Annotated in this window: 26 protein-coding genes; 9 read left to right on the forward strand and 17 right to left on the reverse strand. The window is 70.7% G+C overall.

What is annotated here, in order from left to right:
• Positions 1-29 precede the first annotated feature (29 nt).
• Together DR046_RS12925 and DR046_RS12930 are read right to left on the reverse strand one after the other, a co-directional pair.
• Positions 30-356 carry a hypothetical protein gene (locus DR046_RS12925; protein ID WP_115382805.1) on the reverse strand — a complete coding sequence of 109 codons (327 nt, stop codon included), beginning with the start codon at positions 354-356 and terminating at the stop codon, positions 30-32.
• Positions 357-429: 73 nt separating this feature from the next.
• The gene (locus DR046_RS12930) at positions 430-1023 is read right to left on the reverse strand and encodes a DUF1638 domain-containing protein (RefSeq protein ID WP_115382806.1); all 594 of its coding nucleotides are present in this window, start codon (positions 1021-1023) and stop codon (positions 430-432) included.
• A gap of 75 nt (positions 1024-1098) precedes the next feature.
• Between DR046_RS12930 and DR046_RS12935 the strand changes: the two genes are divergently transcribed.
• Positions 1099-2181: a M10 family metallopeptidase C-terminal domain-containing protein gene (locus tag DR046_RS12935; protein WP_115382807.1), complete on the forward strand. Its 1083-nt coding sequence runs from the start codon at positions 1099-1101 to the stop codon at positions 2179-2181.
• A 218-nt stretch (positions 2182-2399) separates the two neighbouring features.
• Here the strand turns inward: DR046_RS12935 and DR046_RS12940 are convergent, their stop codons facing one another.
• Together DR046_RS12940 and DR046_RS12945 are read right to left on the reverse strand one after the other, a co-directional pair.
• Positions 2400-2723, reverse strand: a complete 324-nt coding sequence (locus tag DR046_RS12940) for a YbjQ family protein (RefSeq protein ID WP_245190930.1) — start codon at positions 2721-2723, stop codon at positions 2400-2402.
• A 2-nt stretch (positions 2724-2725) separates the two neighbouring features.
• Complete coding sequence (locus DR046_RS12945) at positions 2726-2938, reverse strand: hypothetical protein (RefSeq protein ID WP_115382808.1); 213 nt, start codon at positions 2936-2938, stop codon at positions 2726-2728.
• Positions 2939-3039: 101 nt separating this feature from the next.
• On the opposite strand from DR046_RS12945, the gene DR046_RS12950 reads away from it, so the two are divergent.
• Positions 3040-3669: a LysE family translocator gene (locus DR046_RS12950; RefSeq protein ID WP_115382809.1), complete on the forward strand. Its 630-nt coding sequence runs from the start codon at positions 3040-3042 to the stop codon at positions 3667-3669.
• A gap of 22 nt (positions 3670-3691) precedes the next feature.
• On the opposite strand, the gene DR046_RS12955 is transcribed toward DR046_RS12950, so the two are convergent.
• From DR046_RS12955 to DR046_RS12975, 5 genes are all read right to left on the reverse strand, one after another.
• On the reverse strand, positions 3692-4216 hold the full coding sequence (locus DR046_RS12955; protein ID WP_115382810.1) for a superoxide dismutase family protein: 525 nt from the start codon (positions 4214-4216) through the stop codon (positions 3692-3694).
• A gap of 76 nt (positions 4217-4292) precedes the next feature.
• On the reverse strand, positions 4293-5249 hold the full coding sequence (locus DR046_RS12960) for an ABC transporter ATP-binding protein (RefSeq protein WP_115382811.1): 957 nt from the start codon (positions 5247-5249) through the stop codon (positions 4293-4295).
• The gene (locus tag DR046_RS12965) at positions 5246-7126 is read right to left on the reverse strand and encodes a dipeptide/oligopeptide/nickel ABC transporter permease/ATP-binding protein (protein ID WP_115382861.1); all 1881 of its coding nucleotides are present in this window, start codon (positions 7124-7126) and stop codon (positions 5246-5248) included. Before DR046_RS12965 ends, DR046_RS12960 begins: the two co-directional genes overlap by 4 nt.
• Positions 7126-8073, reverse strand: a complete 948-nt coding sequence (locus DR046_RS12970; protein ID WP_115382812.1) for an ABC transporter permease — start codon at positions 8071-8073, stop codon at positions 7126-7128. The genes DR046_RS12965 and DR046_RS12970 overlap by 1 nt, the downstream gene beginning before the upstream one ends.
• Before the next feature lie 149 nt (positions 8074-8222).
• Positions 8223-9800: an ABC transporter substrate-binding protein gene (locus tag DR046_RS12975; RefSeq protein ID WP_115382813.1), complete on the reverse strand. Its 1578-nt coding sequence runs from the start codon at positions 9798-9800 to the stop codon at positions 8223-8225.
• A gap of 103 nt (positions 9801-9903) precedes the next feature.
• On the opposite strand from DR046_RS12975, the gene DR046_RS12980 reads away from it, so the two are divergent.
• A complete protein-coding gene (locus DR046_RS12980) occupies positions 9904-10593 on the forward strand; it encodes a DUF1028 domain-containing protein (RefSeq protein WP_115382814.1) in 690 nt (229 codons plus the stop codon).
• A 10-nt stretch (positions 10594-10603) separates the two neighbouring features.
• On the opposite strand, the gene DR046_RS12985 is transcribed toward DR046_RS12980, so the two are convergent.
• The 4 genes from DR046_RS12985 to DR046_RS13000 form a co-directional block, all read right to left on the reverse strand.
• A complete protein-coding gene (locus DR046_RS12985) occupies positions 10604-11311 on the reverse strand; it encodes a FadR/GntR family transcriptional regulator (protein WP_245190931.1) in 708 nt (235 codons plus the stop codon).
• 285 nt (positions 11312-11596) lie between these two features.
• Positions 11597-12202 (reverse strand): glutathione S-transferase family protein, encoded by a 606-nt coding sequence (locus DR046_RS12990; protein WP_115382816.1) that lies wholly within the window; start codon positions 12200-12202, stop codon positions 11597-11599.
• On the reverse strand, positions 12199-13266 hold the full coding sequence (locus tag DR046_RS12995) for a zinc-binding dehydrogenase (protein WP_115382817.1): 1068 nt from the start codon (positions 13264-13266) through the stop codon (positions 12199-12201). The genes DR046_RS12990 and DR046_RS12995 overlap by 4 nt, the downstream gene beginning before the upstream one ends.
• A 79-nt stretch (positions 13267-13345) precedes the next feature.
• Positions 13346-14050 carry a cobalamin B12-binding domain-containing protein gene (locus DR046_RS13000; protein WP_115382818.1) on the reverse strand — a complete coding sequence of 235 codons (705 nt, stop codon included), beginning with the start codon at positions 14048-14050 and terminating at the stop codon, positions 13346-13348.
• Between the two features lie 219 nt (positions 14051-14269).
• On the opposite strand from DR046_RS13000, the gene DR046_RS13005 reads away from it, so the two are divergent.
• Positions 14270-15322, forward strand: a complete 1053-nt coding sequence (locus DR046_RS13005) for a PA0069 family radical SAM protein (protein WP_115382819.1) — start codon at positions 14270-14272, stop codon at positions 15320-15322.
• Between the two features lie 188 nt (positions 15323-15510).
• On the opposite strand, the gene DR046_RS13010 is transcribed toward DR046_RS13005, so the two are convergent.
• Positions 15511-16404, reverse strand: a complete 894-nt coding sequence (locus tag DR046_RS13010; RefSeq protein WP_115382820.1) for an endonuclease/exonuclease/phosphatase family protein — start codon at positions 16402-16404, stop codon at positions 15511-15513.
• Complete coding sequence (gene bmt, locus DR046_RS13015) at positions 16401-17408, reverse strand: betaine--homocysteine S-methyltransferase (protein ID WP_115382821.1); 1008 nt, start codon at positions 17406-17408, stop codon at positions 16401-16403. The genes DR046_RS13010 and bmt overlap by 4 nt, the downstream gene beginning before the upstream one ends.
• A 212-nt stretch (positions 17409-17620) precedes the next feature.
• Here bmt and DR046_RS13020 point away from each other — a divergent pair, with 212 nt between their 5' ends.
• Both DR046_RS13020 and DR046_RS13025 read left to right on the forward strand, forming a co-directional pair.
• On the forward strand, positions 17621-18079 hold the full coding sequence (locus tag DR046_RS13020) for a TerB family tellurite resistance protein (protein WP_115382822.1): 459 nt from the start codon (positions 17621-17623) through the stop codon (positions 18077-18079).
• A complete protein-coding gene (locus tag DR046_RS13025) occupies positions 18076-19086 on the forward strand; it encodes a hypothetical protein (protein ID WP_115382823.1) in 1011 nt (336 codons plus the stop codon). Before DR046_RS13020 ends, DR046_RS13025 begins: the two co-directional genes overlap by 4 nt.
• A gap of 300 nt (positions 19087-19386) precedes the next feature.
• On the opposite strand, the gene DR046_RS13030 is transcribed toward DR046_RS13025, so the two are convergent.
• A complete protein-coding gene (locus DR046_RS13030; RefSeq protein WP_115382824.1) occupies positions 19387-19707 on the reverse strand; it encodes a DUF1476 domain-containing protein in 321 nt (106 codons plus the stop codon).
• 139 nt (positions 19708-19846) lie between these two features.
• Between DR046_RS13030 and purC the strand changes: the two genes are divergently transcribed.
• Positions 19847-20608: a phosphoribosylaminoimidazolesuccinocarboxamide synthase gene (gene purC, locus DR046_RS13035; RefSeq protein ID WP_115382825.1), complete on the forward strand. Its 762-nt coding sequence runs from the start codon at positions 19847-19849 to the stop codon at positions 20606-20608.
• Between the two features lie 191 nt (positions 20609-20799).
• Entirely contained in the window at positions 20800-21027 is a 228-nt protein-coding gene (purS, locus tag DR046_RS13040; protein WP_115382826.1) for a phosphoribosylformylglycinamidine synthase subunit PurS, read from the forward strand.
• Between the two features lie 10 nt (positions 21028-21037).
• Here purS and curA read toward each other — a convergent pair whose 3' ends face one another.
• The gene (gene curA, locus DR046_RS13045) at positions 21038-22066 is read right to left on the reverse strand and encodes an NADPH-dependent curcumin/dihydrocurcumin reductase (protein ID WP_115382827.1); all 1029 of its coding nucleotides are present in this window, start codon (positions 22064-22066) and stop codon (positions 21038-21040) included.
• A 70-nt stretch (positions 22067-22136) separates the two neighbouring features.
• Here curA and DR046_RS13050 point away from each other — a divergent pair, with 70 nt between their 5' ends.
• Positions 22137-23171, forward strand: coding sequence for a zinc-binding dehydrogenase (locus DR046_RS13050; RefSeq protein WP_115382828.1), 1035 nt, complete (start codon positions 22137-22139; stop codon positions 23169-23171).
• Positions 23172-23309 lie beyond the last annotated feature (138 nt).

Genomic DNA, 23309 nt, shown 5'->3' on the forward strand with positions numbered 1-23309 from the left:
AACCAGCCCCGCGCCGGAGGCAAAGGCCCCTAGCTGCCGCCGATCGGCAGGCGCATGCGGTCGGCCAGCGTATCCGAAGCCTCGGCCAGCCGCAGGGAGCCGTCGGGCGCGCGGCGCAGGCCCTCGACGATCAGCGCAGAGGTCCGCGCCTCCAGCGCGGCGTCGAGCATCACGATGCAGACGAAGCCACCCTCGGGCGCGGGCCGCGTCGCGACCAGCCGGCCCAGCGGGATCGCGTCCGCCGTCAGGACCGGCTCGCCGATCAGCGCCTCAGCCTCGTCGAAGCTGAGCGGGACATGCTCCGCCGCCGCCGGGACGGCGGCGCAGAGGGCGAGGCCGAGCAGGAAGGCGCGCATGTCGATGTCCTTTTGAGGTGACGCTAGGGTAGACCCTGAGGGCCTTCTGTCAAACAGTCATGACACCTTCGGCCTAAAGATCGGACAGCACCGGCAGCAATTCGCCATAGCCCGTGAACCGCCTCTCGAAGCCGAGGCCGAGCGTCGCCGCCGCGCGCTCGGCCCGGGCGGTCAGGTCGGGGTCGTCGGTCTGCGCCAGGTAGACCAGCGTCTCGTAATGGCCGAAATAGGCGTCCCGCAGCTCCGGGTGACGGTCGAGGCCAAGGGGGCGCGTGACGAAGGCGTCGAACTGGCGGGCGAGGAAGTCGGTCAGGTAGAAGGCGGTGATCTCGTCGCGGGCGGCGAAGCGCACGTTCCCGTCGAAGAAGGCATAGCAATGCGGACCCTCGAGCATCTCTACCCCGTGGCGCGCGCAGACGCGCGCCAGCTCGCCGCCGGTCCCGCAATCGGCATAAGCCACGAAGACGCGCCCGTAGCGGTCGCGTGCCTCGGCCAGCGCGGCGTCGACGGCGGGCGCGATGCGCTCGGGGTGGTTGTGCAGGATCGCCGGCAGGCAGTGCAGGTCGACATGGTCCAGACCGGAGAGCCGCCGGATGGCCTCGATCTCGCGGGCGAGCGCGCCGCAGGCGAGGACGAGGACCCTCTCGGGATTTTTTTCTTCGGTCAATGAAACTCCTCCGGGGACGGGTCGTGTCTTAGGGCACCTGCGCAAGGAAGTCTGCGCTCCAAAGGGAGATTATCAATGGCTCATCTCGGATCCTCGTTCACGTCCTACGAGGCGTTTCTCGGGCTGGCAGACGCCGTCTACGGGGTCAACCTGACCGCGCTGAACAACTCTGGCGTCGAGGGCACGGCACTGGTCGCGGTCAGCTTTTCGGACGACGTGCCCTATCTCAACGTGTCGCTCTCGGCCTACAACCTCACGCCGAATGTCGCTCACATTCAGCACATCCACGGACTCGTCGATCCCGAGACCGGGGAGGCGCTGGACTCGACCACTCCGACGCTGGCGTCGGACGCGGACCGGGACGGCTTCGTCGAGGTGCTGGAAGGCGTGCCCTCCTATGGCGATGTGCTGCTGTCGCTGCTCGGCGGCGACGGGCTGATGCCCACCGCGAACGAGTTCGGCACATCGGCCTTCATCCAGAACTATGACCTGACCGACGTCAGCCAGTTCCTGAGCCCCGTCACCGGCGTTCAGTACAGCGCGCTCGACCTGCTGCCCGCGACCTCACGCGAGATCGTCGTCCACGGGCTCGACGTGGCGCCCGAATACGGCGCGGGCACCGAGGGCGAGGTGAACGGCATGCAGGACGGCTACGTCCCGATCCTGCCGGCGGCAGCTGGCGAGATCGAGGTGATGAGCGACGCCGCCATCGACGTGTTGCTGGCCACGCAACGCGCCCGCGCGAGCGAGAGCTTCACCGGGACCGTCATCGCCGACGAGATCCGCGGCGGTGCCGGGGACGACATGATCAACGGCGGCGACGGAGACGACATGCTGTTCGGCGAGGGCGACAACGACATGATCATGGGCGGCGCCGGTGCCGACACGATCACGGGCGGGTCCGAAGACGACATGCTGTCTGGCGGCGCCGGGGCGGACGTTTTCGTCTACAAGACGCTGGCCGACGGCGCCGACATGATCACCGATTTCGTAGACGGCGAGGACATGGTGGACCTCAGCGGGATCGACGGCCTGCGCGGCTCGATGGTCTCGATCGAGGACGTTGATTCGGGCGCGATGGTGATGATCGGCGATACCTCGATCCTGTTCCTCGGCGTCGAGGCGTCGGAGCTGTCGCGCGCCGACGCGATCCTCTGACGACGTCGCGTCCCGGGGCGGTGCGCCGCCCCGGAATCCCGGCGGCCACGGCTGACCGCCACATCCGTCCATGTCATGGCCGGGCTTCGATCCGGCTGTCCATCGACTCCCTCTCGCCGAGTTCCGAGCGGTGGATCGTCAGGCCATGTCTTGCGATGACGGACCGGCCGGCTTCGAGATGTCCCGAGATGCCTCAGTGCCTCCGCCGAGGTCGCGCGTCAGCGCAGCTTGACCGCCGTGCCGTAGGCCACGACCTCGGAGGCGGCATGGGTGATCGTCGATGTCTCCAGTCGCAGCCCGACCACGGCGTCTGCGCCCAGCAGCCGCGCCTCGGCGGCCATGCGGTCCAGGGCCTGCTCCCGCGCGCCGGTCAGAAGCGCCGCGTACTCCTTGACCTCGCCTCCGACGAGGTTACGCAGCGCGGCCACGATGTCCGATCCGACATGCTTCGAGCGCACCGTCGAGCCCTTCACAAGGCCCAGCGTCTGCACCACCTCGCGCCCCGCGACGCCCTCGGTCGTGGTCATGATCAGGTCCGGCATCGTCACTTCATCCGGTCGTAATGGTCGTCCTCGGCATTGCCGAGCCGGTCCGCGATCACGCGCCAGCCGACGAAGGCCGCCAGCGCGGCGGGGATCAGCATGAGCCAGCCGAGCGGCATCGCCGTCGCCGAGGCGACCAGCGCGCCGAGCCAGACCGTCGCCAGGGCGGCGGCCAGCACGATGACGATGAGGAGGACGAAGCGATCGAGTGGCATGGGACACCTTTCCTTGGGCCCAATATGGGCAGCGCGCGGCCCGTTGCCAATCGCCGGCGCGACGGTATCGTGAACGTCGCCCTAAGCCCGGAACCCCGCCGATGCCGGACTTCCTCCTCGCGCTCTGGCCGCTTTCGACGCTGCAGGTCGCGGCCTTCCTGCCGGCCGCGCTGCTGGTCGGGTTGACGCCGGGACCCAACAACTTCCTGGCGCTCGCCACGGCGGGACGTGCGGGGCCTGCGGCGGCGTTGCGCGGGCTGATCGGGCGCTGCGCGGCCTTCGCGGTGCTGACGGTGCTGGTGGCGCTGGGGCTCGACCGGCTGCTGGCCGGGTCGCAGCTGGCCTTCTCGGTGCTGAAATGGGGCGGGGTAGCCTATCTGTGCTATCTCGCCTGGCGGACCTGGACGGCGCCGGTGGAGGGCGAGCCGGAACGGGCCTCCGGCGGCTGGCGGGAGTTCCTGACCTGCATGGCCAATCCGAAGGCCTATCTGCTGATGACGGCCTTCCTGCCGCAGTTCCTCGGCCCCGGGTCGCCGCTGGCGCAGCTTCTGGCGCTGGGCGCGCTCTATATCGTGATGGAAGCGATCGCGGCGCTGGCCTGGATCGGCGCGGGCACGCTGCTGCGGCGCGGGGCGCTGACGGCGCGCGGCAAGCGGTGGCTCAACCGGGTGTTCGGCGGGCTCATGGGGCTCGCCGCGCTGCTGCTTGCGCGGGCCGCGCGCCCGGGTTGACGCGCGGCCCGCGACTGGCCGATCAGTTCTCTGCGGCGGCCGGAACGGCGTCGAGCACGGCGCAGGCGATGCGCGAGCCCGAGTCGCCGCTCGGCTGGCTGATGTAGTCGTCGGGCCCGGAATGGACGATCAGCGCCGAGAGGTCGTCGTCCCGCAGCATGTCCATGGTCAGGTTCGCGTTGGCGAAGGCTTCCATCGACAGCTCTCCGTCCTCGCCGACCAGCGCGTTGGGCAGGTCGCCGGGATGCGGGCCGCCCTCGACGAGACCATGGTTCGCGTCGCCCGCGATATGGCCGCCGGCGGAGGAGAAGTCGCCCTCGCAGACGCCGGTCTCATGCAGATGGACACCGTGGGCGCCAGGGGTGACGTCGACGCCCTGGACAGCGACGCGGATCACGCCGCTGGCCGTCTCGATCACCGCGACGGAGCCGATCTGCGACCCGTCGGCGGAAACGAGGTTCCCGGCGAGGGAGGAGGTAACATGGTTGTTGGCCAGCGCGCTGACGGGCAGGACCAGGGCGAGGGAAAGGGCGGGAAGGATACGCATGGGTAAAGCCTCTCGATTCGGTTGGGGATCGAAAGACTATCGCGCGCGGGGGTGGATCGGTTCCGACCAAGCGGGCTCAGGCCAGCGGGTGGAAGCAGGCGGCCGCGCTGCCGCCCGCGCCTTCGGTCAGGCCCGGGATCTCGGCGCGGCAGCGTTCGCTGGCGCGGGGGCAGCGGGCGGCGAAGGCGCAGCCGGGCGGTGGGTTCAGCGGGTCCGGCAACTCCGTCTCCCGGCCCTCGGGCGCCTTCAGCGCCCGGCCCACCACGGGCGCGCTGTCGGCCAGCAGCTTCGTGTAGGGATGGCGGGGCGCACGGAACACCTCCTCCGCCGGGCCAAGCTCCACCATCGAGCCGAAATAGAGCACCGCGATCCGGTCACTGACTGCCTCGACCACGGCGAGGTCGTGGCTGATGAACAGGTAGGTCAGGTCGAACTCGGCCTTGAGGTCCGCCAGCAGGTTCAGCACCTGCGCCTGCACCGAGACGTCGAGCGCCGAGACCGGCTCGTCCAGGATCAGGATGCGCGCGTTCGCGGCCAAGGCCCGGGCGATGCCGATGCGCTGCGCCTGCCCGCCCGAGAACTCGTGCGGATAGCGGTCGAGGAACTCTTCCCGCAGGTTCACCGAGGCAAAGATCTCGGAGATGCGTTCGGCGCGTTGCGCGCGGCCCAGCCCGTGCAGGCGCTTGAGCGGCGCCTCCATGATCTGGCGGATCGTCTTGCGCGGGTTCAGCGACGAGATCGGGTCCTGAAAAACGTACTGGATGCGCTTGCCGAAGACGGCAGGATCCGCGTTGTCGAGCGCGGCGCCCTCGATCTCGATGGTTCCGGTCGTGGGCTCCAGCAGGCCGACAAGCATCCGGGCGAGGGTGGACTTGCCGCAACCCGACTCGCCCACGATGCCCAGCGTCTCGTTCCGCTCGACCGTCAGCGTGATCGGGTGGACTGCCTTGACCGAGGCAGTCGACCGGCCGAACAGGGTGCGGCCAACGGGGAAGGTCTTCGACAGGTCGGTGAGCGTCAGTGCGGCGGTCATTCGGCGGCCTCCCGCAGCGGGGTGACGGGGTGCAGGCAGCGGACGGCGCGGGCGCCGTGGCGCGCGAGGTCGATCTCGCCCGCGCGGCAGTCGGGCTGCGTGCGGTCGCAGCGGTCGGCGAAGGCGCAACCGACCGGCAGCCGGTCGACCACCGGCGGCAGGCCCGGGATCGCCTCCAGCCGCCGCTTGCCCGCCCCGAGCTCGGGCACGCAGGCCATGAGGCGCGCGGTATAGGGATGGGTCGGCGTGTCGAGGATCGCCGCCGTCGGCCCCTCTTCGACGATCCGGCCGGCATACATCACCGCCACCCGGTCACAGAGTTGCGCGACCACGCCGAAGTCGTGGGTGATGAAGACGATGGCTAGTCCGCGCGACCGCCGCAGGTCGTCGAGCAGCGCCAGGATCTGCGCCTGCACCGTCACGTCGAGCGCGGTCGTCGGCTCGTCCGCGATGATGATGTCGGGGTCGTTCGCCAAGGCCATGGCGATGCCGACGCGCTGGCGCATGCCGCCAGACATCTCGTGCGGGTAATCGTCGATGCGCCTTGCGGCGTTGGGGATGCGGACGGCGTCCAGCAGGTCGATGGCCTTGGCGCGGCCTTCCTTCGCGCCGATGGGACGGTGGACGCGGATCGCCTCGATCAGCTGGTCGCCCACTCGCGTCAGCGGGTGGAGCGTCGCAAGCGGGTCCTGGAAGATATAGGCGACGTTGCGCCCCCGCATCTCGCGCAGGCGGGCATAGGGGGCGCCGATCAGGTCCTCGCCGTCGTAGCGCACCGCGCCGCCGGTGATCACGCCGGGCGGCGAGGCGACGAGCCCCATGACCGACAGCGCGGTGACGGACTTGCCCGAGCCGGATTCACCGATGATGCCGAGGCATTCGCCGGGCTTCACGTTCAGCGTCACGCCGCCCACGGCCCGGTAGCTGCGGCCCTTGACGTGGAACTCGGTCCGCAGGTCCTGCACCTCCAGCAGGCCCGCGCCGGTCGCCGCGGGAACGGGGCCGTCGCGCTTGACCGTGGTCGCGGCCCTCGGGCGGGACAGGGCGCCGGACTTGAGGCGCGGGTCCAGAGCGTCGCGCACCCCGTCGCCCAGCAGGTTGATCGCCATGACGATGACAAGGATCATCACCCCCGGCACGACCGAGGTATGCGGGTTGGTGATGAGCGCCGAGCGCGCCTCGCCCAGCATCGAGCCGAGATCGGCCTGCGGCGGCTGGCTGCCGAGGCCGAGGAAGGACAGGCCCGCCGTCTCCAGGATCATCCAGCCGATGGTCGTGGACATGGCGATGACGATGACCGGGACGACGTTGGGCAGGATCTCGGTGGTGATGATCCGCAGGTCCGACAGGCCCGAGAGCCGGGCGGCGTCCACGAACTCCTTGTGGGCGATGCCGACGGTGATGCCGCGGATGTTGCGCGCGAAGAAGGGGACGTTGACTGCGGCCACCGCGATCAGCGCGTTCATCAGCCCGGGGCCCAGCGCCGCGACGATGGCGAGCGCCAGCAGGATGTAGGGAAAGGCCATCAGCATGTCGACGCCGCGCATGATGACGTTGTCGATGCGGCCCCCGAAATAGCCCGCCACGATGCCGATGGCCGCGCCGATCGTCGCGGCGGTGATGGCGGCGGCGAAGCCCACGGCGAGGCTGAGCCGCGTGCCCCAGAGGAGCCGGCTGAGCAGATCGCGGCCCAGGTGGTCGGTGCCGAGCAGCGCGCCCTCCGAGAAGGTCGGCTTGAAGCGGTTCGCGGTGTCGGTGACGTCCGGATCGGCCAGCGGCAGCAGCGGCGTGACCAGCGCCAGCAGGACAACCGCCGCCATCACGATCCCGCCCGCCAGCGCCAGCCGGTTGCGGGCGAGAAGCCTGAGGAACGCCATCATGTCTTGATCCTCGGGTCGAGCAGGCCTTGGGCAACGTCGACGGCGATGTTGAACAGCACGTAGCAGGCGGCGACGAAGACCACGCCGCCCTGAACCAAAAGGATGTCGCGCCTGAGGATCGCGTCGACCAGCATCCGGCCGACGCCGGGCCACTGGAACACGATCTCGATATAGACCGCGCCCGACAGCACGAAGCCCGCCTGGATGCCGAGCACCGGGATGATCGACACCATGGCTGCCTTCAGCGCGTGGCGCCAGATCACACCCCGTTCGGGCACGCCCTTGGCACGGGCGGTTCGGATGAAGTCCTGACGCAGCACCTCCAGCATGGCGGAGCGGGCGAGCCGCGCGATGACGCCGGTGGCGACCACGGCGAGCGCGAGCGCGGGGAGCGTCAGGTGGCTGATGAGCGCGGAGAGGTCGCGGTCGCCGTAGATCGGCCACATGCCCGAGACCGGGAAGAGCCGCAGGTTCACCGCAAAGACCAGGATCATCATCATCCCGAGGAAGAAGGACGGGATCGAGATGCCCAGCAGCACGACGAAGGTGATGAGCTTGTCCGCCGCCCCGTACTGGTTCGATGCCGAGGCGACCCCCGCCGCCACGCCCAGAACGGCACATAGCACGAAGGCCGTCCCGGCCAGGACCAGCGTGGCGTTGAACCGCTCCAGCACCTCGTCGAGGACGGGCCTGTTGAGCGCGAAGGAGGTGCCGAAATCCCCGGTCAGCATGTTGCCGAGCCAGACGAAATACTGCTGCCAGAGGGGCCGGTCGAGCCCGAGATCGGCGTTCAGCTTGGCCACGTTCTCGGGCGTGGCATAGCTTCCGAGGATCGCCGTCGCCGGATCGCCGGGGATCAGCGCCATGATCAGGAAGACGATCACCGTGATCCCCAGCAGCACCGGGACCGCCGAGACCAGCCGTTTCAGGATGTAGCCGCCCATCTCGCGTCACTCCCCCTTTCCGGTCGTCGGGGAGCCGCGCTCCCCCTTCTTCCCTCCGGACATGCCCGGGGGGCGCCACATGCGCGGGGACAAAGCTGCCCGGTCGGTCGGGCCGCGCCAACGGTCCGACCGGCGATGTCGTCATGACGTCAGTTCTTCACCACGTCGTCGAGCAGCAGGAAGAACGACGGCTGGAGCGAGAAGTTCTCGACCCGGTCCGAAGTCACCGCGTTCTGCTTCCAGTTGGCGACGAAGACCCAGGGCGCGTCCTCCTGCACGATGGCCTGCATCTCCTTGTAGAGGCGGGCGCGCTCCTCCTGGTCGGTGGCGACGCGGGCCTGCTCAAGCAGCGCGTCCACCTCCGGGTTGGAGTAGTAGCCGGAGTTGAATCCGCCCTGGTCGGGCCAGGCGGCCGTGCGCAGCGCGAGGAAGGGCAGCGTGTCGGGATCGTTGGTCATCCACGCCATCTGCGCCATGTCCGCCTTCCCCTCGAGCCCTGGGTTCACATTGCCCAGGAAGGTGTTCCACTCGTAGGTCTCGATGGTGACGTCGAAGCCCACCTCCTCCAGGTCGGCCTGCATGGCGGTGCCCATGGCGATGGGGTCCAGCATGCCCGATCCGCCCTCGGTCACGTAGAAGGTGATCTCGGCGCCTTCGGCCCCGGCCTCGGCGAGCAGCTCGCGCGCCTTCTCGGGATCGTGGGGGTAGGGCTCCAGCTCCTCGTTATAGGCCCAGGCGAAGGCCGGCGGCGTCGGCCCGGCAGCGACCTCGGCGGTGCCTTCCAGCACGTCGTTGACGATGGCCTCCTTGTCGATGGCATAGTTCGCGGCCTGGCGGACGCGGACGTCCGAGAAGGGACCTTCCTTGGCGTTCAGGATCAGGAACCAGACATGCGGGCCGGCCTGTTCGTGGATTGTGTAGGGGTCGGCCTGAAACTCGCTCAGCGCTACCGGCGGGACCTCGACCATCAGGTCGATGCCGCCCGCCAGCATTTCGGCGGTGCGGGTGTTGGCGTCGGTGATCGGGCGGAAGACCACCGCCTCCAACTCGGGCGCGCCATCCCAGTAGTCCGGGTTGGCCTCGACCACGACCGCCTCGTTCGAGCGCCACTCGACGAAGCTGAAGGGCCCGGTCCCCGAGGGGTTGCGCCCGAACTCGGCGCCGTGCTCCGCAACCGCGGCAGGGGAGACGATCAGGCCGGTCGGGTAGGCGAGGTTCGACAGGAAGGGCGCGTAGGGCTCGTTCAACGTGAACTTCACCGTCAGCGGGTCGACCACCTCGACCTCCTCGACGGCCGAGAAGAAGAAGGCCAGCGGGAAGGGGCCGGTGTCGTGATAGGGATGGGACTCGTCGAGCATCCGGTCGAAGTTGAACTTCACCGCCTCGGCGTCGAAGGCGCTGCCGTCGTGGAAGGTGACACCCTCGCGCAGGGTGAAGGTGTATTCGGCCCCGTCCTCCGAGATCTCCCAGCCGGTGGCCAGCGCCGGCTCGACCTCCAGCGTGCCGTCCTTGTAGCGCACGAGCCCGTCATAGACGTTCATCAGGATGCGGAAGTCGTTGACCGCCGTCACCGCCGCCGGGTCCAGCGCCTTCGGCTCGGCGATCTGGCCCACGATCAGGACGCCCGGAGGGGTCTGCGCCATCGCGCCCGAACCGCCGCCGACCGCCAGCGCAAGCGCCGTCCCGGCGGCCAGAAGGCCCCGGCGGGTGAATGAATACAGCGACATGGCTTTACCTCCGCGTTGTTGTTTGACAGTTATTTATCATGATAAATACCATCACCGCAAATTCTCATGATAAATTCAAGCGCGAACAGGGGGTGCCGACAACATGACGATCTCGATCCTCGCGCATGATGAAAAGACGGGCGCTTTCGGAGGTGCCGCGACGACCGGCAGTCTCTGCGTCGGCGGCTGGGTGCTGCGCGGCGACGTCGACTCGGGGCTGAGCGCGTCGCAGGGGTCGCTGCCCTCGACGATGTGGGGCGTCGAGGTGCTGTCGCGCATGAAGGGCGGCGTGTCGGCCGAGGCGGCCGTGGCCGCGGTCACCGGGTCCGATCCGGGCCGCCACGAGCGGCAGTTGTCGGCGCTGGATCCGACGGGCGGCACGGCCGGCTTCACCGGGGCGGCGAGCCTGCCCGCCGCCGGGGCGCGGCCGGGGCCGGGGGTCGTCGTGGCCGGGAACATGCTGGCGTCCGAGGGAGTGCTCGACGCCTGCCTCGACGGGTTCCGCGCGGCGGAGGGGCCATTCGACCTGCGCCTGCTGGCCGCGCTCGACGCGGCGGAGCGGGCGGGCGGGGACAGCCGGGGCCTGCTGTCGGCGGCGCTTCTGGTCGTGCGTCGGGACGCGGCGCCGCTGACCCTGCGGATCGACCATTCCGCCGCGCCGCTCACCGCGCTGCGCGACCTGCACGGCCGCGCCACCTCCGGCGCCTATGCCGACTGGGCCGCGCTGGTGCCTGTGCCGGACGATCCGCACCGGGCGGAGCCTTATGTCGCGAAGGCCGACCCGCGCGGCTGAGGCCCGGGCCTCAGTCCTGCATGAACCGCTTCATCACGACCGCCTCCTGATCCTCCATCAGCCGACGGGCCAGCGTCATGTGCTCGTGCATGATGGCGCGCGCGGCCTCGGCGTCGCCACGGCGCAGCGCGTCGATCAGCGCGATCTGGTGGCTGCGCCCCTGCCGCCAGAGCTCCAGGTTCGGCTCGGCATAGAGGCGCTGGTAGACCGTCAGGTCGGTCAGGATTCCCGCCATGAAGTCGACGAAGAAGGCCAGCAGCGCGTTCGACCCGAAGCGCGCCAGCGTCGCGTGGAAGCGCAGCGAGGCGACGTGCTGGTCGCGCTCTTCGGTCGCGTCGGCGGCGGGCGCGGCATAGAGTTCGAGGATCGCCTCCAATGCCCCGAGCTGCTCCTCCGTCAGCCGCCCGGCGAGCGAGGCGGCCAGCTCCGGCTCCAGCGCGATGCGGAGCTGGTAGATGTCGTCGATGGAGACCTGCTTGAAGAAGAAGTAGTTGCCCAGAAGCGCCCGGGCGCGGTCGGCGCTGACCTCGCCCACGAAGCTGCCGCCGCCGGGTCCGGTCTTGGTCGTGACCAGCCCCTGCGCCTGAAGGATGCGCATCGCCTCACGGATGGTGCCCTTGGCCATGCCGAAGCGCGCGATCAGCTCCGCCTCGCCGGGCAGCCGGTCGCCCGGCTTCAGCCCCTTCTCGACCACCCAGTCCTTGATTGCCTCGGCCACGCGGACGGGCCGCGACCGGCGCGGCGTGGCGGCGAACTCGCCGCGGGACGGAGGGGCCTCTGACGGATGCCGCATGGGGAGTGGTTGGAGCAATTTATCATGATCGATTCAAGGGGCCGGGCGCGACCCCGCTCGCCTGCGCCGGGTCCGCGACGGCCGCGCAGCTCTGCGGCGCCCGCTTTTCCGGTGAGGTCTCTCGCCGCCTAGGAGCGGACCTGCCGCGCCTCCCGGACCCCTGTCCTGCAGGCCCGGGACGGAGCCCGCCTACGCCCCCCGTCCGCAGGCTCAGTGCTGCGCGGCCACGCGCGCGACGGCCGGGCGGGCCTCGATCCGCTCCCGGAATGCGTGCAGGCGCGGGTAATCCGCCAGCGGCACCCCGTCGCCGTCGAGCCAGCGCGTGATCACCCAGAGATAGGGATCGGCGACCGAGAAGCTGCCCGCCACCCAGTCGCCCTCCATCCGGTCCTCCAGCCACCGGGCGGAGGCGGCCATGGTCTCGGGCACCTTGGCGCGCATCGCCGCGTGCGCGGCCGGATCGTCCGCCCAGCGATGGCCGCGCATCTTGTGGGCGTGGTTCACATGGGCCGTCGAGGCGAGGTAGGTCATCGTCTCGCGCATCCGGGCACGCGCCCAGGCGGTGTCGGGCATCAGGGGCGGCGCCTGCGTCTCGGCGATCCATTCGAGGATGGCGATGGTCTCGGTCAGCGTGCCCTCCGCGGTGACCAGGGTCGGCACGCGGCCCTTCGGGTTGATCGCCAGATAGGCGTCGGAGGTCTGCTCCGCTGCCGTGAAGTCGAGCCAGCGCAGCTCGTACTCGGCGCCCGCCTCCTCCAGTGCGGCATGGACGGCGAGGGCGATGGTGCCGGGTGCGAGGTGAAGCGTGAGGGTCATCTGGGGCCTTTCGCGATGTCGATCGCGATCTTGCCGACATGGCGCTTGGATTGGAATGCCTCCTGCGCGGCGGGAAGGTCCTCCAGCGGCCAAGTCCCGGCGAGCGGCGGCACGAGGCGCCCCGCCTCGACCAATCCGATCAGCTCCGGCAGCAGCGCCGCGTCCTGCTCGGTCGATCCGAGGAAGGTCAGGTCCTTGAGGTAGAGGTCGCGCAGGTCGAGCGTCACCATCGGCCCCGCGATGGCGCCGGACACGACATAGCGGCCCCGGCGCGCGAGCGCTCCGATCAGCGCGGGCCAGGCCGGGCCACCGACGAGATCGAGGACCACGTCGAAGCCGTCCGGGGCCGGGGCCTCGTCGCGGGCCAGCGTCGTGGCAGCGCCCAAGGCGCGCAGCGCCTCCGCCTTGGACGGGGCGCATTGGGCGACCACCTCAGCCCCCCGCAGCGCGCAGAGCTGCACCGCCGCCGCGCCGACCCCGCCCGAGGCGCCGGTGACGAGAACCCGGTCGCCCGCGCCGGCGCCTGCCCGCGAGACCATGCCCAGCGCCGTCGCATAGGCGCAGGGAAGCGCGGCCAGCACCGTGTCGGGCAGGTCCGACCGCAGGTCGAGCGCGTCGAAGGACCGGGCCACGGCGTAGTCGGCGAAGCCGCCGTCGCACTCCGCCCCGAAGGTCCAGACCGGGGTGTCCGGCCGCTGCTGCAGGGCGCGCACCAGCACCCGCGCGCCGATGCGCGCCGGCGGGACCCCTTCCCCGACGGCGACGATCCGTCCGCTGCAATCGGCGCCCTGGATGCGGGGCAGGCGCAGGGCCGAGCCGGCCCAGCCGGCCGCCGCGTCGTCCGGCGTCGCGGCGTCGGCGGTCGCCCCTGTGACCCCCTTGGAATACCAGCCGACCCGCGTGTTGATGTCCGTGTTGTTGACCGAGGAGGCACCGACCGCGATCAGCACCTCGCCCGGGCCGGGGGAGGGCACCGGCAAGTCCGTCCGCCAGCGCAGCATCTCCGGCCCGCCATGGCCGACGAGCTGCCAGCCGCGCATCCTGTCGGGCAGGGCGGGGGTCATGCGCCGTCTTCCGCGCGGAGGCGCCGTCTCCGGCCGGGACGCGCTCGACCCGCCGGCCGGAGGGGAGCCGGGGCCCGGATCAGCCCGCCGCCATCCGGTTGTGCTTGCGCGCCATGAAGGACTTGGCTGTCTCGACCGCCACGGCCGCGTCACGGCAATAGGCGTCGGCGCCGATGGCGCGGCCGAACTCCTCGTTCAGGGGCGCGCCGCCGACCAGCACGGTGTAGTCGTCGCGGATGCCCTTCTCCTTCAGCGCGTCGATGACGACCTTCATGTAGGGCATCGTCGTCGTCAGCAGCGCGGACATCCCGAGGATGTCGGCATCCTCGCGCTCCAGCGCCTCCAGATAGGCGTCGGCGGCGTTGTTGATGCCGAGGTCGACGACCTCGAAGCCCGCGCCCTCCATCATCATCGAGACGAGGTTCTTGCCGATGTCATGGATGTCGCCCTTGACCGTGCCGATGACCATCTTGCCGACGCGCGGGGCGCCGGTCTCGACGAGAAGCGGCTTCAGGATGGCCATGCCGCCCTTCATCGCGTTCGCGGCCAGCAGCACCTCGGGCACGAACAGGATGCCGTCCCGGAAGTCGTTTCCGACGATGGTCATGCCGCCGACCAGCGCCTTGGTCAGGATGTCGTAAGGCTCCCATCCCCGCTCCAGCAGGATGTTCACGCCTTCCTCGATCTCTTCCCTGAGCCCGTCGTAGAGGTCGTCGAACATCTGCTGGACGAGCTCGTCGTCGTTCAGCTCGCTCAGGACGATCTCGTCGTCTTCGTCGGACATGCGTGTTCCTTTCGATGGCCTGATCCGGCTCCCTCGATCCCCCGTGTCGCACCCAAGCCCGGGTCCGACGCGGCGAAAACCGACGCGGCGCGGTCCCGGCGCGACGCCGGCCACCGGTCCCGGGATGCCACGGGGCTGGATCGCACGGCGCGCGGGGGGCGTCCAATCGAAGCTTCGCGTCTCTTGCATGAGTCGCGTTCATGTTCTACATTCGTTCTCATGTTCGACGGATCGCCCCAGACCCAGGCCATCGCCACCCGCGGCGCGCTGTCCAACGGCGTCAGCCGCTTCGATCCCTACACCCGCGAGGTGCCGCTGCCGGTCCGGCCCCGGACCGAGGTGCGGGAGGAGGCGCTGGGTCGGGCGATCACCCGCAACAGCTCTCCCGACCTGGGGTTCGACCGCTCGGTGAACCCCTATCGCGGCTGCGAGCACGGATGCATCTACTGCTATGCCCGCCCCAGCCACGCCTATCTGGGCCTGTCGCCGGGCCTCGACTTCGAGACCCGGCTGATCGCGCGTCCCGGCGCGCCCGAGGCGCTGGCGCGCGAGTTGCGGGCCAAGGGCTACCGCCCGGCGACCTTGGCCATCGGGACGAACACCGACCCCTACCAGCCGATCGAGCGCGACCGCCGCATCATGCGCGGCCTGCTCGAGGTGCTGCGCGACCACCGCCACCCGGTCGCGATCACCACGAAGGGCTCGCTGGTCGAGCGCGACGTCGACATCCTGTCCGAGATGGGGCCGGAACTATGCCGCGTCGGCCTGTCGGTGACGACTCTGGACGACGCGCTGGCCCGCAAGCTGGAGCCGCGGGTCCCGGTGCCGTCCCGCCGCCTGCGCGCCATCGAGCGGCTGGCCGAGGCGGGCGTGGTCGTGCGGGTCATGGTCTCGCCGACGATCCCCGGCCTGACCGATCACGAGGTCGAGGCGATCCTGCGCGCGGCCCGCGACGCCGGAGCGCAGGCGGCCAGCATGATCCCCCTGCGCCTGCCGCTGGAGGTGGCGCCGCTCTTCGAGGAATGGCTGCGGGAGCATGTGCCCGACCGCGCCCGCAAGGTCCTGAACCGCGTGCGGGAGTTTCATGGCGGCAAGCTCTACGACGCGGGGTTCGGGCACCGGATGCGGGGCAGGGGGGGCCATGCCGACCTGCTCCAGGCGCGCTTCCACCGGGCCTGCGGCGAGCTCGGGCTCGCCTATCGCCTGCCCGCGCTGCGCACCGACCTGTTCGAGGTGCCTGCCCGGGCGGGGGACCAGCTCGCCCTGTTCTGAAGCGTCGGACGATTTCCTCCAGGGGATGAGATCCGGGAAGGTCCCGAGGGCGAAGCCCCGCAGGGTCCTTCCGGGTCGACATCATCGTCCGATGCTTTGAGCGTGGCGGTTGCCCCGCGCCGGGACGGCGCCCCGTCACACCTCGGCATCCACCGGATGCCTGCCGTGCGCCGCGACCGTGGCGCCGCTCAATCCAACGGTCGCGGGTGCAGCGTCGCCGTCACGGCGTGGTGGTCCGAACCGTGACGTTCTCCACGCACGGCCGCGACCTGCCAGCCACGGGGCGCGAGGATGTGGTCGATGGGCAGGCGCAGCGCGCCGCCGAGGTCGACATAGGTGGCGCGCAGGCCGGGCGCGACCTTTGCACCGACGCTGTCGGCCAGCGTGCCGACAGCGGCGGACCAGGGCATCTGGTTGAAGTCGCCGCCCAGAAGGACCGGGCCGGGCAGGGCCGACAGCTCCGCCCTCAGGCCCGCCACCTGCTGCGTCTGGCGGTCGCCCGCGGCGGGCCAGGGCCAGAACACGTGGACGGAGACGAGCGTCAGCTCGGCCCCCGGGGCGCCGACCCCCTCCGGCAGCCGCAGTCGTATCCAGGCCGCGCCGGAGGGCGTGCAGCCCGAGGCGATGACCGGATGCCGGGTCAGCGCCGCGGTCGTAACCCAGCCGGGACGGGGGCAGATCTCGAGGTGCCACTCGGGCGGCAGGTCCGACAGCGTGAAGATCGCTTCGCCGACCTCCTGCAGGGTGGCGGTGTCGACGCCGGCCAGGCGCTCGGGAAGATCGGCCGCGCGATTCCCCTGATGCAGGTTGTGCTGAAGGTGGCGCAGCACGGGCGCCCCGGTCACGGCGTCTGGGGTCACGGCATGGCTCAGCACGTCCCACGCGCCGAGGCAGGCCAGGGCCCCCAACCCCGGACGAAGCGCGGCCGGCAGGATCGGGAAGGACGCGAGCAGCAGCAGGGCGGCCGCCAGATACAGCTGCGGGACGGCCAGGCTGTCGAGCGGGGCCCAGAGCCCCCCCAGCAGCGCCCCGGCAAGCGCCGCCGCCAGCACGAGCGCCAGGGCGGCGGCGAGTCGTCTCACTCGCGCGCGCGCCTGCGGCTGCGGCGTTCGCGGGTCGGGCCGCGCCCGTCGGTCCCGTCGCTGTCCGACGAGAAGCCGCCCAGTGCCTCGACCACGTCGTCGAGCCCGGGAACGGGGCCGCGCGGCGTCGACTCCAGTGCGGCGCGCATGACCCGCAGGTGGTCGGGCGTCGTGCCGCAGCAGCCGCCGATGATCGTCGCCCCCGCATCGCGCGCCATCACGGCGTAGCGACCCATCAACTCCGGCGTGCCGTCGTAATGAATGTGCCCGTCGTGGTATTTCGGGATGCCCGCGTTGCCCTTGGCGATCACCGGCAACTCGCCGGTGAAGCCGGTCACGGTGCGGATCAGGTCCGAGGCGCCGGTGCCGCAATTGGCACCATAGGCCAGCGGCGGATGCGGCAGCCGGGCGACGAGCCGCGACATCTCGGCCGAGGTCGTGCCCATCATCGTCCGACCGGCGGTGTCGAAGCTCATGGTCACGCACCAGGGCATCTCGGCCAGGCGCGCGGCCTCGGCGGCGGCCTTCAGCTCTTCCGGGGCGCTGATCGTCTCGACCCAGAGCACGTCGGCGCCGCCCTCCTTCAGGCCCTCGGCCTGCTGGTGGAAGATCTCGACGGCGGACTCGTGGCTCAGCGGTCCCATCGGGGCCATGATCTCGCCCGTGGGACCCATCGAGCCTGCGACGATGACCTTCCGCCCCGACGCATCCGCGATCTCGCGCCCGATCTCGGCGCCCATGCGCGACAGCTCTCCGGCACGGTGGCCCGCATCATGCAGCTTCAGCCGCGAGGCGTTGCCGCCGAAGGTGTTGGTCAGGAACAGGTCCGACCCCGCCTCGACCGAGCCGCGATAGAGCGCGCGCACCTTGTCGGGCGCCGTCTCGTTCCAGAACTCGGGCGCGTCCCCGGACTGCAACCCCATGTTGAACAGGATCGTCCCGGTCGCCCCGTCGGCCATCAGCCAGTCGCGTTCGCCGAGCAGGGTCTCGAGTGGGGATGGCATTGTCGCGCTCCGTCGGATGGGTCGGGGCCGTATGCGCGCCCGCGCCCCGGGGCGCAAATCGAAATCGCTCATGGGAGAGGTGAGCCGCGCCTCAGCTTCGGGGAACTCCCGTAGAATGCGACCCATCCTCTCCGCTTTCGCGCCGGTTTGTGCCATCTTCAGGCCCATCGCGACCGCCACCCCGGGGGCAGTCATTTCAACCGGAGGCGGCGATGTCACAGTTCAGCGATCTCAGGGCCGTAAGCCGGCATGGCGCGGGCTTCCTCGTGGCGCGGGACGTCCTGTCGGTCGCGATGATCGTCGCCGATGCCGATGGCCGCAGCGGCGCTGACGGGGCCGAGCGGGTGATCGACACGGTGCACGCGCTGCCCGGACTCGAAGGGCTGGACCGCGCCGCCATCCGCAAGGCCGGCCTGCAGGCCAGTGAAGGCCTCGCCCGCAGGGGGGTGGAGGCGGTGTTCTCCGACGCGGCGGAGCGGCTCGACGCGCGCACCGCGAACGCCGCGATCCTGCTGGCCTGCCGCGTGGCGCTGATCGACGGCGGGATCAGCGCCGATGGCGACGCGGTGCTGCGCCCGATGGCGCGGCGCCTCGGGATCGGGCCGTCGCGGCTGGAGGCGATCCGCGTCCTGGCCGCCCGGCGCGAGGCGCGGGCCGGGGGACGGCCGTGACCGCGCCGCGCCCCTGGACCGCCCATCGTCCGCGCGGCGAAGGCGCGCGGCGCCTGGCCGCGCCCTTCCGCATCCTCGTCATGCTGGAGGACCGGCTGAACCTGCGCCTGCACGAGCTGCGCGACGCCCTGCGCGAGGATTTCCCGCAGATCGACTGGCCGGACGATCCCGCCGTGCCGGACCTGCCCTTCGACACCCATGACGCGCCGGTCGGCGTCGTCAGCTGCGGGCGCGCCGCGCTGCCGGCGCAGATCACCGCCCATCGCCGCGCCGACATCGCCTGGTCGGCGCTTCTGCCGCGCAACCGCCTGACCCCCGTCGACCGGCTGGCCCGGCGGCTCGCCGCGGCGGGCACCCATCTGGAGATTGCCGTAACCAGCCGCGGCCCGGCGCTTCCCGACCGGCTGGAGGCCGCGCGCCGCGCCACCGCCATCGCCGCGGTCTTCGCCGACCTGCCCATCGCCGCCGGCGCGGTGCAGCTCTGGTCCGACCGGGTGCTTTCGCCGCAGCAGACCATAGACCTCGCCGCCTCCGCCGCCGCCGGAGAGGTGCCGCTGCTCGACTGGACGCTGCCGCTCCTGTTCTACCACGACGCCACCGACGAGGAGGCCGAGCTGTCCAGCGGGACGACCGTCGGCCTCTCCGCGCTGCTGGGTTACGAGCTGGAGCTGCGCCAGAGCCCCGAGCCGGCGGGCCTCGTCATTGCGGCCATCATGGACGTCGCGCAGCAGCTCGTGACCGAGGGGATCGCCCTGCGCGACGGCGGCGAGATCGCGCCTTTCGGCGCCGAGGCGCATCGCACGCGGCTTCTGCCCGAGGGGCTGCTCGGCAACGACACGGATCGCTGGTGCCTCGTCCATCCCGACAGCGCCTTCCACGACCAGGAGCTGCTGGGTCCCACGCTGTCGCAGGCGGCGCCGAAGGGCCTGCTCGCGCGGGCGATGGACCTGTTCGCAAGCCGACCGCCCGCGCATCCGCAACGCCGCGGCGCCCCGCGGGGGGTGTGACACGCGCGGGGCCGCGCGCCGGGTCCGAGTTCGCCCGAACGGGGCGGGGCCGTCGCCTTCTTCGAGCCAACCCCGACGATCCCGGCCCGCGAGGTCGTCGGGGCGAGCCTTGGGATCACGCGGCGTTTAGAGTCGGACGTATCGCCGCACCGCGAGCGAAGGCCCTGGATCGACCAAGGTGGCCTTGGCCGCCCCGACAGGGCGCGAGCTAAAAGCTGGCCCCGGAGATTGGCGAGGCATCTGAGGCCCCGCCGTCCAGAACGCTCCCCGGGACGGCGGCCGGGCCGCGACCGGACGCCTCTAGCTCAGCTCGGTCATCACCTGCTGCTTCGCCGTCTCCATCAGCTCCGCCATCTTGGCACGAATCTCGGCCTCGCCCGCCTTGCCCTCAAGATCACCCGAGACCTTGCGGTACACGTCCTCGTCCCCGGCTTCCTGGAAGTCGGACTTCACGACCTCGGTCGCATAGGCCTTCAGCGCGTCGCCGGACTTGCCCAGCTTGCCGCCCGCCCATTCGCCCAGCAGGCGGTTGCGCCGCGCCTCGACCTTGAACTGAAGCTCCGCGTCATGCGCGAACTTGTTCTCGAAGCTCTTCTTGCGATCGTTGAAGTTGTCGGACATGGCCCCTCTCCCGGTGACTGCCCGCCCGATATGGGCCAGCGTCCTCGCGCAGACAAGGCCGTGCAGGGCCCGCGCGCTTGCGGCGCGCGGGCTTAAGCCCTATGTCGGCGTCTACCCCGCAGATTCCCCCGGAGACAACATGGCCAGGCGCAAGAAGGTCTACGAAGGCAAGGCCAAGATCCTCTACGAGGGCCCGGAACCCGGCACCCTGGTGCAGTACTTCAAGGATGACGCGACCGCGTTCAACGCCGAAAAGAAGGCGGTGATCGACGGAAAGGGCGTGCTGAACAACCGCCTGTCGGAGTTCTTCATGACCGGCCTCGCCCAGGTCGGGGTGCCGACGCATTTCATCCGCCGCCTCAACATGCGCGAGCAGCTGATCCGCTCGGTCGAGATCATCCCGCTCGAGGTCATCGTCCGCAACATCGCCGCCGGCAGCCTGTCGAAGCGCCTCGGCATCGAGGAGGGCACGCCGCTGCCGCGCCCGATCATCGAGTTCTGCTACAAGGACGACAAGCTGGGCGACCCGCTCGTCGCCGAGGAGCACATCATCGCCTTCGGCTGGGCCAGCCAGCAGGACCTCGACGACATCGTCGCGCTGGCGCTCCGGGTCAACGACTTCATGTCCGGCTGCATGCTGGCGGTCGGGATCAAGCTCGTCGACTTCAAGATCGAGGTCGGCCGCATCTGGGAGAACGACTTCCCCCGGCTGATCCTCGCCGACGAGATCAGCCCCGACAGCTGCCGCCTGTGGGACGTCGAGACCGGCAAGAAGCTGGACAAGGACGTGTTCCGGCAGGACCTCGGGAACCTCGCCGACGCCTACACGGAGGTCGCCCGCCGTCTCGGCGTGCTGCCGACCAACTCCGCGCCCGTCACCCGGCCGACGCTGATCAACTGAAGGGCGGGAGCATCCCGCTTCGATGCTCCCCAAATATGCCCGCCGGAGGCGCAGGCCGGAACCGGGCGATCCCGCCCGTCATCCCGGCCTGTCCCGGCGGGCGCCCGGCCGGGCGGGCGTCTGCGCCCCCCTCCGGATTGAACTCCGCCCCGCAGCAGGCTAGGCCCGGCGCAGGCACAGGAGGGTTTCCTATGAAGGCGCGCGTGACGGTCATGCTCAAGGACGGCGTCCTCGACCCCCAGGGCGAGGCGGTGCGCCACGCGCTCGGCGCGCTGGGCTTCGACGGGGTGAACGGCGTCCGCCAGGGCAAGCTGATCGAGCTCGACCTGGCCCAGGGCACCACCGAGCAGGAGGTGCGCGCCATGTGCGACAGGCTGCTCGCCAACACCGTGATCGAAAGCTACCGGATCGAGATGTGATCCCGCCGGGTCATCCGACCCGCACCGCCACCTTGCCGAAGTTGCGTCCTGCCAGCACGTCCCGCAGGGCGCGCGGCGCGGCCTCGAGCCCCTCGACCGTCTGCTCGGTATAGCGGATCTTGCCGTCGGCCAGCCAGCCGGTCATCTCCGCGACGAAGGCGTCGTAGGCCGAGGGCGGGAAGCTGTCGTAGACGATGAAGCCCTGCATCTTCACCTTCATCCGCAGCAGCGTCGACATGATCTGCGGGCCGCGATCCGGCCCCTCGGGCAGGCCCGACAGGTTGTACCAGGCCGCGACGCCGCAGACCGGCACCCGGGCGAAGGGGTTGAGCAACGGCAGCACGCCGTAGAGGACGCGGCCTCCGACATTGTCCCAGTAGATGTCGACCCCATCGGGACAGGCGGCCTTCAGCTGCGCCTCGAAGTCCTCGGTGCGGTGATCGATGCAGGCGTCGAAACCCAGCTCCTCGACCGCATGGCGGCACTTCTCCGGTCCGCCGGCGACGCCGACCGCGCGGCAGCCCCGCAGCTTCGCGATCTGGCCCACCGTGGCGCCGACGGGCCCGGTGGCGGCGCTGACGACGAGGGTCTCGCCCGGCTTCGGTTCGCCGATATAGGCGAGCCCGGCATGGGCCGTCAGCCCCGGCATGCCGAGGATGCCCAGCGCCCAGGAGGGGTGCGCCATCCCCTCGGGCAGCGCCGTCACGCCGCTCCCCTCCGAGACAGTCCAGTCCTGCCAACCGCTCATTGCGAGCACGCGGTCGCCGGGCGCGAAGCCCGCGACATCGGAGGTCACGACCTCGGCCACGACCTGTCCCGTCATCACCCCGCCGATCGGCACCGGCGTGGCATAGGATTTCGCGTCGTTCATCCGGCCCCGCATGTAGGGATCGATCGACAGCCACTCGGTGCGCAGCAGCATCTCGCCCGGCCCGGCCTGGGGGACAAGACCCGTTTCCAGCCGCAGGGTGTCGTCGTCGGGCTCGCCCACGGGGCGCTGGGCCAGCACCCAGGCGCGGTTCGTGTCTCGGCTTTGCATGGCGTCCTCCGTCTCGGCTTGCCTTCGGCAGCTAGCGCGGGCCACATCCCGCGCAAAGGGAGGAAAGACCATGCGTGCCGCCGTTCTGAAGGAATACCGAAAACCGCTCGCCATCGAGGAGGTGCCCGACCCGGAGGTGCCGCGCGACGGCGTCGTCCTGAAGGTCATCGCCTGCGGCGTCTGCCGCTCCGACTGGCACGGCTGGGTGGGGGAGCATCCGCGCGTCAAGCCGGGCCAGATCGGCGGCCACGAATATTGCGGCGAGGTGATCGCGGCAGGACCGGACGCGCTCTACAAGCGGGGCGACAAGCTCGTCGCGCCCTTCATCCTGAGTTGCGGGACCTGCCCACAATGCCGCTCCGGCGCGTCCAACACCTGCCTCGATCAGCGCCTGCCGGGCTTCGTCGAACCGGGCGCCTTCGCCGAATATGTCGCCGTCCCCCGCGACCACAACCTTGCGCGGCTTCCCGAGGGGCTGTCGCCGACCGTGGCGGCCGGGCTGGGCTGCCGGGTGACGACCTCCTGGCATGCGCTGACGGACCGGGCGGCGCTGAAGGCCGGGGAGTGGCTTGCCGTGCACGGCACCGGCGGCATCGGGCTGTCGGCGGCGATCCTTGGCCGGGCGATGGGCGCGCATGTCGTCGTCGTGGACGTGGTGCAGGAAAAGCTCGACCACGCGCTCTCGCTCGGCATCGACGCCGCCGTGCTGGCCGACGAGGACACCGGCGCCCGCATCAAGGAGATCACCGGCGGCGGCGCCCATGTCTCGGTCGAGGCGCTGGGCATTCCGGCCACGGTCAATGCCTCGCTGCAATGCCTGCGCCCGCTGGGCCGGCACGTGCAGGTCGGCCTGCCGACAGGCCACACGGCGCGGATGGAGGTCGACATGTCCGCCGTCTACCAGGGCAACCTCGCGATGTTCGGCACGCGCGGAATGCCGGCCTGGCGCTATCCGTCGCTCCTGTCGCTGATCACCAGCGGCAAGGTCGACATGGCGCCGATGATCGCCCGCGAGGTCGGCCTGTCCGACGTGTCGGCAGAACTCGCGGCCTTCGACGGCCCGACCCCGCCGGGCGTGGCCATCGTGACCGATTTCTCTCGCTGACCGCGGCGCGTGGCTGAGGGGCGGGCCGGGGCTCTGCCCCGGACCCCGGCATATTTGAGGAGCATCGAAGCGGGCGGAACCTCAGCGCTCTGACAGGTTTGCGGGTTGCCCGGGCGCGGGAGCGACGGGCAGCCAAAA

The sequence above is a fragment of the Jannaschia formosa genome, from assembly GCF_003340555.1.
Lineage (GTDB): Bacteria > Pseudomonadota > Alphaproteobacteria > Rhodobacterales > Rhodobacteraceae > Jannaschia > Jannaschia formosa.

Excerpts from the sequence above, each read along its gene's own strand:
- DR046_RS12925 (WP_115382805.1), bottom strand. The coding sequence starts at position 356 with ATGCGCGCCTTCCTGCTCGGCCTCGCCCTCTGCGCCGCCGTCCCGGCG.
- DR046_RS12935 (WP_115382807.1), top strand. The coding sequence starts at position 1,099 with ATGGCTCATCTCGGATCCTCGTTCACGTCCTACGAGGCGTTTCTCGGG.
- DR046_RS12940 (WP_245190930.1), bottom strand. The coding sequence starts at position 2,723 with ATGCCGGACCTGATCATGACCACGACCGAGGGCGTCGCGGGGCGCGAG.
- DR046_RS12945 (WP_115382808.1), bottom strand. The coding sequence starts at position 2,938 with ATGCCACTCGATCGCTTCGTCCTCCTCATCGTCATCGTGCTGGCCGCC.
- DR046_RS12950 (WP_115382809.1), top strand. The coding sequence starts at position 3,040 with ATGCCGGACTTCCTCCTCGCGCTCTGGCCGCTTTCGACGCTGCAGGTC.
- DR046_RS12955 (WP_115382810.1), bottom strand. The coding sequence starts at position 4,216 with ATGCGTATCCTTCCCGCCCTTTCCCTCGCCCTGGTCCTGCCCGTCAGC.
- DR046_RS12960 (WP_115382811.1), bottom strand. The coding sequence starts at position 5,249 with ATGACCGCCGCACTGACGCTCACCGACCTGTCGAAGACCTTCCCCGTT.
- DR046_RS12965 (WP_115382861.1), bottom strand. The coding sequence starts at position 7,126 with ATGGCGTTCCTCAGGCTTCTCGCCCGCAACCGGCTGGCGCTGGCGGGC.
- DR046_RS12970 (WP_115382812.1), bottom strand. The coding sequence starts at position 8,073 with ATGGGCGGCTACATCCTGAAACGGCTGGTCTCGGCGGTCCCGGTGCTG.
- DR046_RS12975 (WP_115382813.1), bottom strand. The coding sequence starts at position 9,800 with ATGTCGCTGTATTCATTCACCCGCCGGGGCCTTCTGGCCGCCGGGACG.
- DR046_RS12980 (WP_115382814.1), top strand. The coding sequence starts at position 9,904 with ATGACGATCTCGATCCTCGCGCATGATGAAAAGACGGGCGCTTTCGGA.
- DR046_RS12990 (WP_115382816.1), bottom strand. The coding sequence starts at position 12,202 with ATGACCCTCACGCTTCACCTCGCACCCGGCACCATCGCCCTCGCCGTC.
- DR046_RS12995 (WP_115382817.1), bottom strand. The coding sequence starts at position 13,266 with ATGACCCCCGCCCTGCCCGACAGGATGCGCGGCTGGCAGCTCGTCGGC.
- DR046_RS13000 (WP_115382818.1), bottom strand. The coding sequence starts at position 14,050 with ATGTCCGACGAAGACGACGAGATCGTCCTGAGCGAGCTGAACGACGAC.
- DR046_RS13005 (WP_115382819.1), top strand. The coding sequence starts at position 14,270 with ATGTTCGACGGATCGCCCCAGACCCAGGCCATCGCCACCCGCGGCGCG.
- bmt (WP_115382821.1), bottom strand. The coding sequence starts at position 17,408 with ATGCCATCCCCACTCGAGACCCTGCTCGGCGAACGCGACTGGCTGATG.
- DR046_RS13020 (WP_115382822.1), top strand. The coding sequence starts at position 17,621 with ATGTCACAGTTCAGCGATCTCAGGGCCGTAAGCCGGCATGGCGCGGGC.
- DR046_RS13030 (WP_115382824.1), bottom strand. The coding sequence starts at position 19,707 with ATGTCCGACAACTTCAACGATCGCAAGAAGAGCTTCGAGAACAAGTTC.
- purC (WP_115382825.1), top strand. The coding sequence starts at position 19,847 with ATGGCCAGGCGCAAGAAGGTCTACGAAGGCAAGGCCAAGATCCTCTAC.
- purS (WP_115382826.1), top strand. The coding sequence starts at position 20,800 with ATGAAGGCGCGCGTGACGGTCATGCTCAAGGACGGCGTCCTCGACCCC.
- curA (WP_115382827.1), bottom strand. The coding sequence starts at position 22,066 with ATGCAAAGCCGAGACACGAACCGCGCCTGGGTGCTGGCCCAGCGCCCC.
- DR046_RS13050 (WP_115382828.1), top strand. The coding sequence starts at position 22,137 with ATGCGTGCCGCCGTTCTGAAGGAATACCGAAAACCGCTCGCCATCGAG.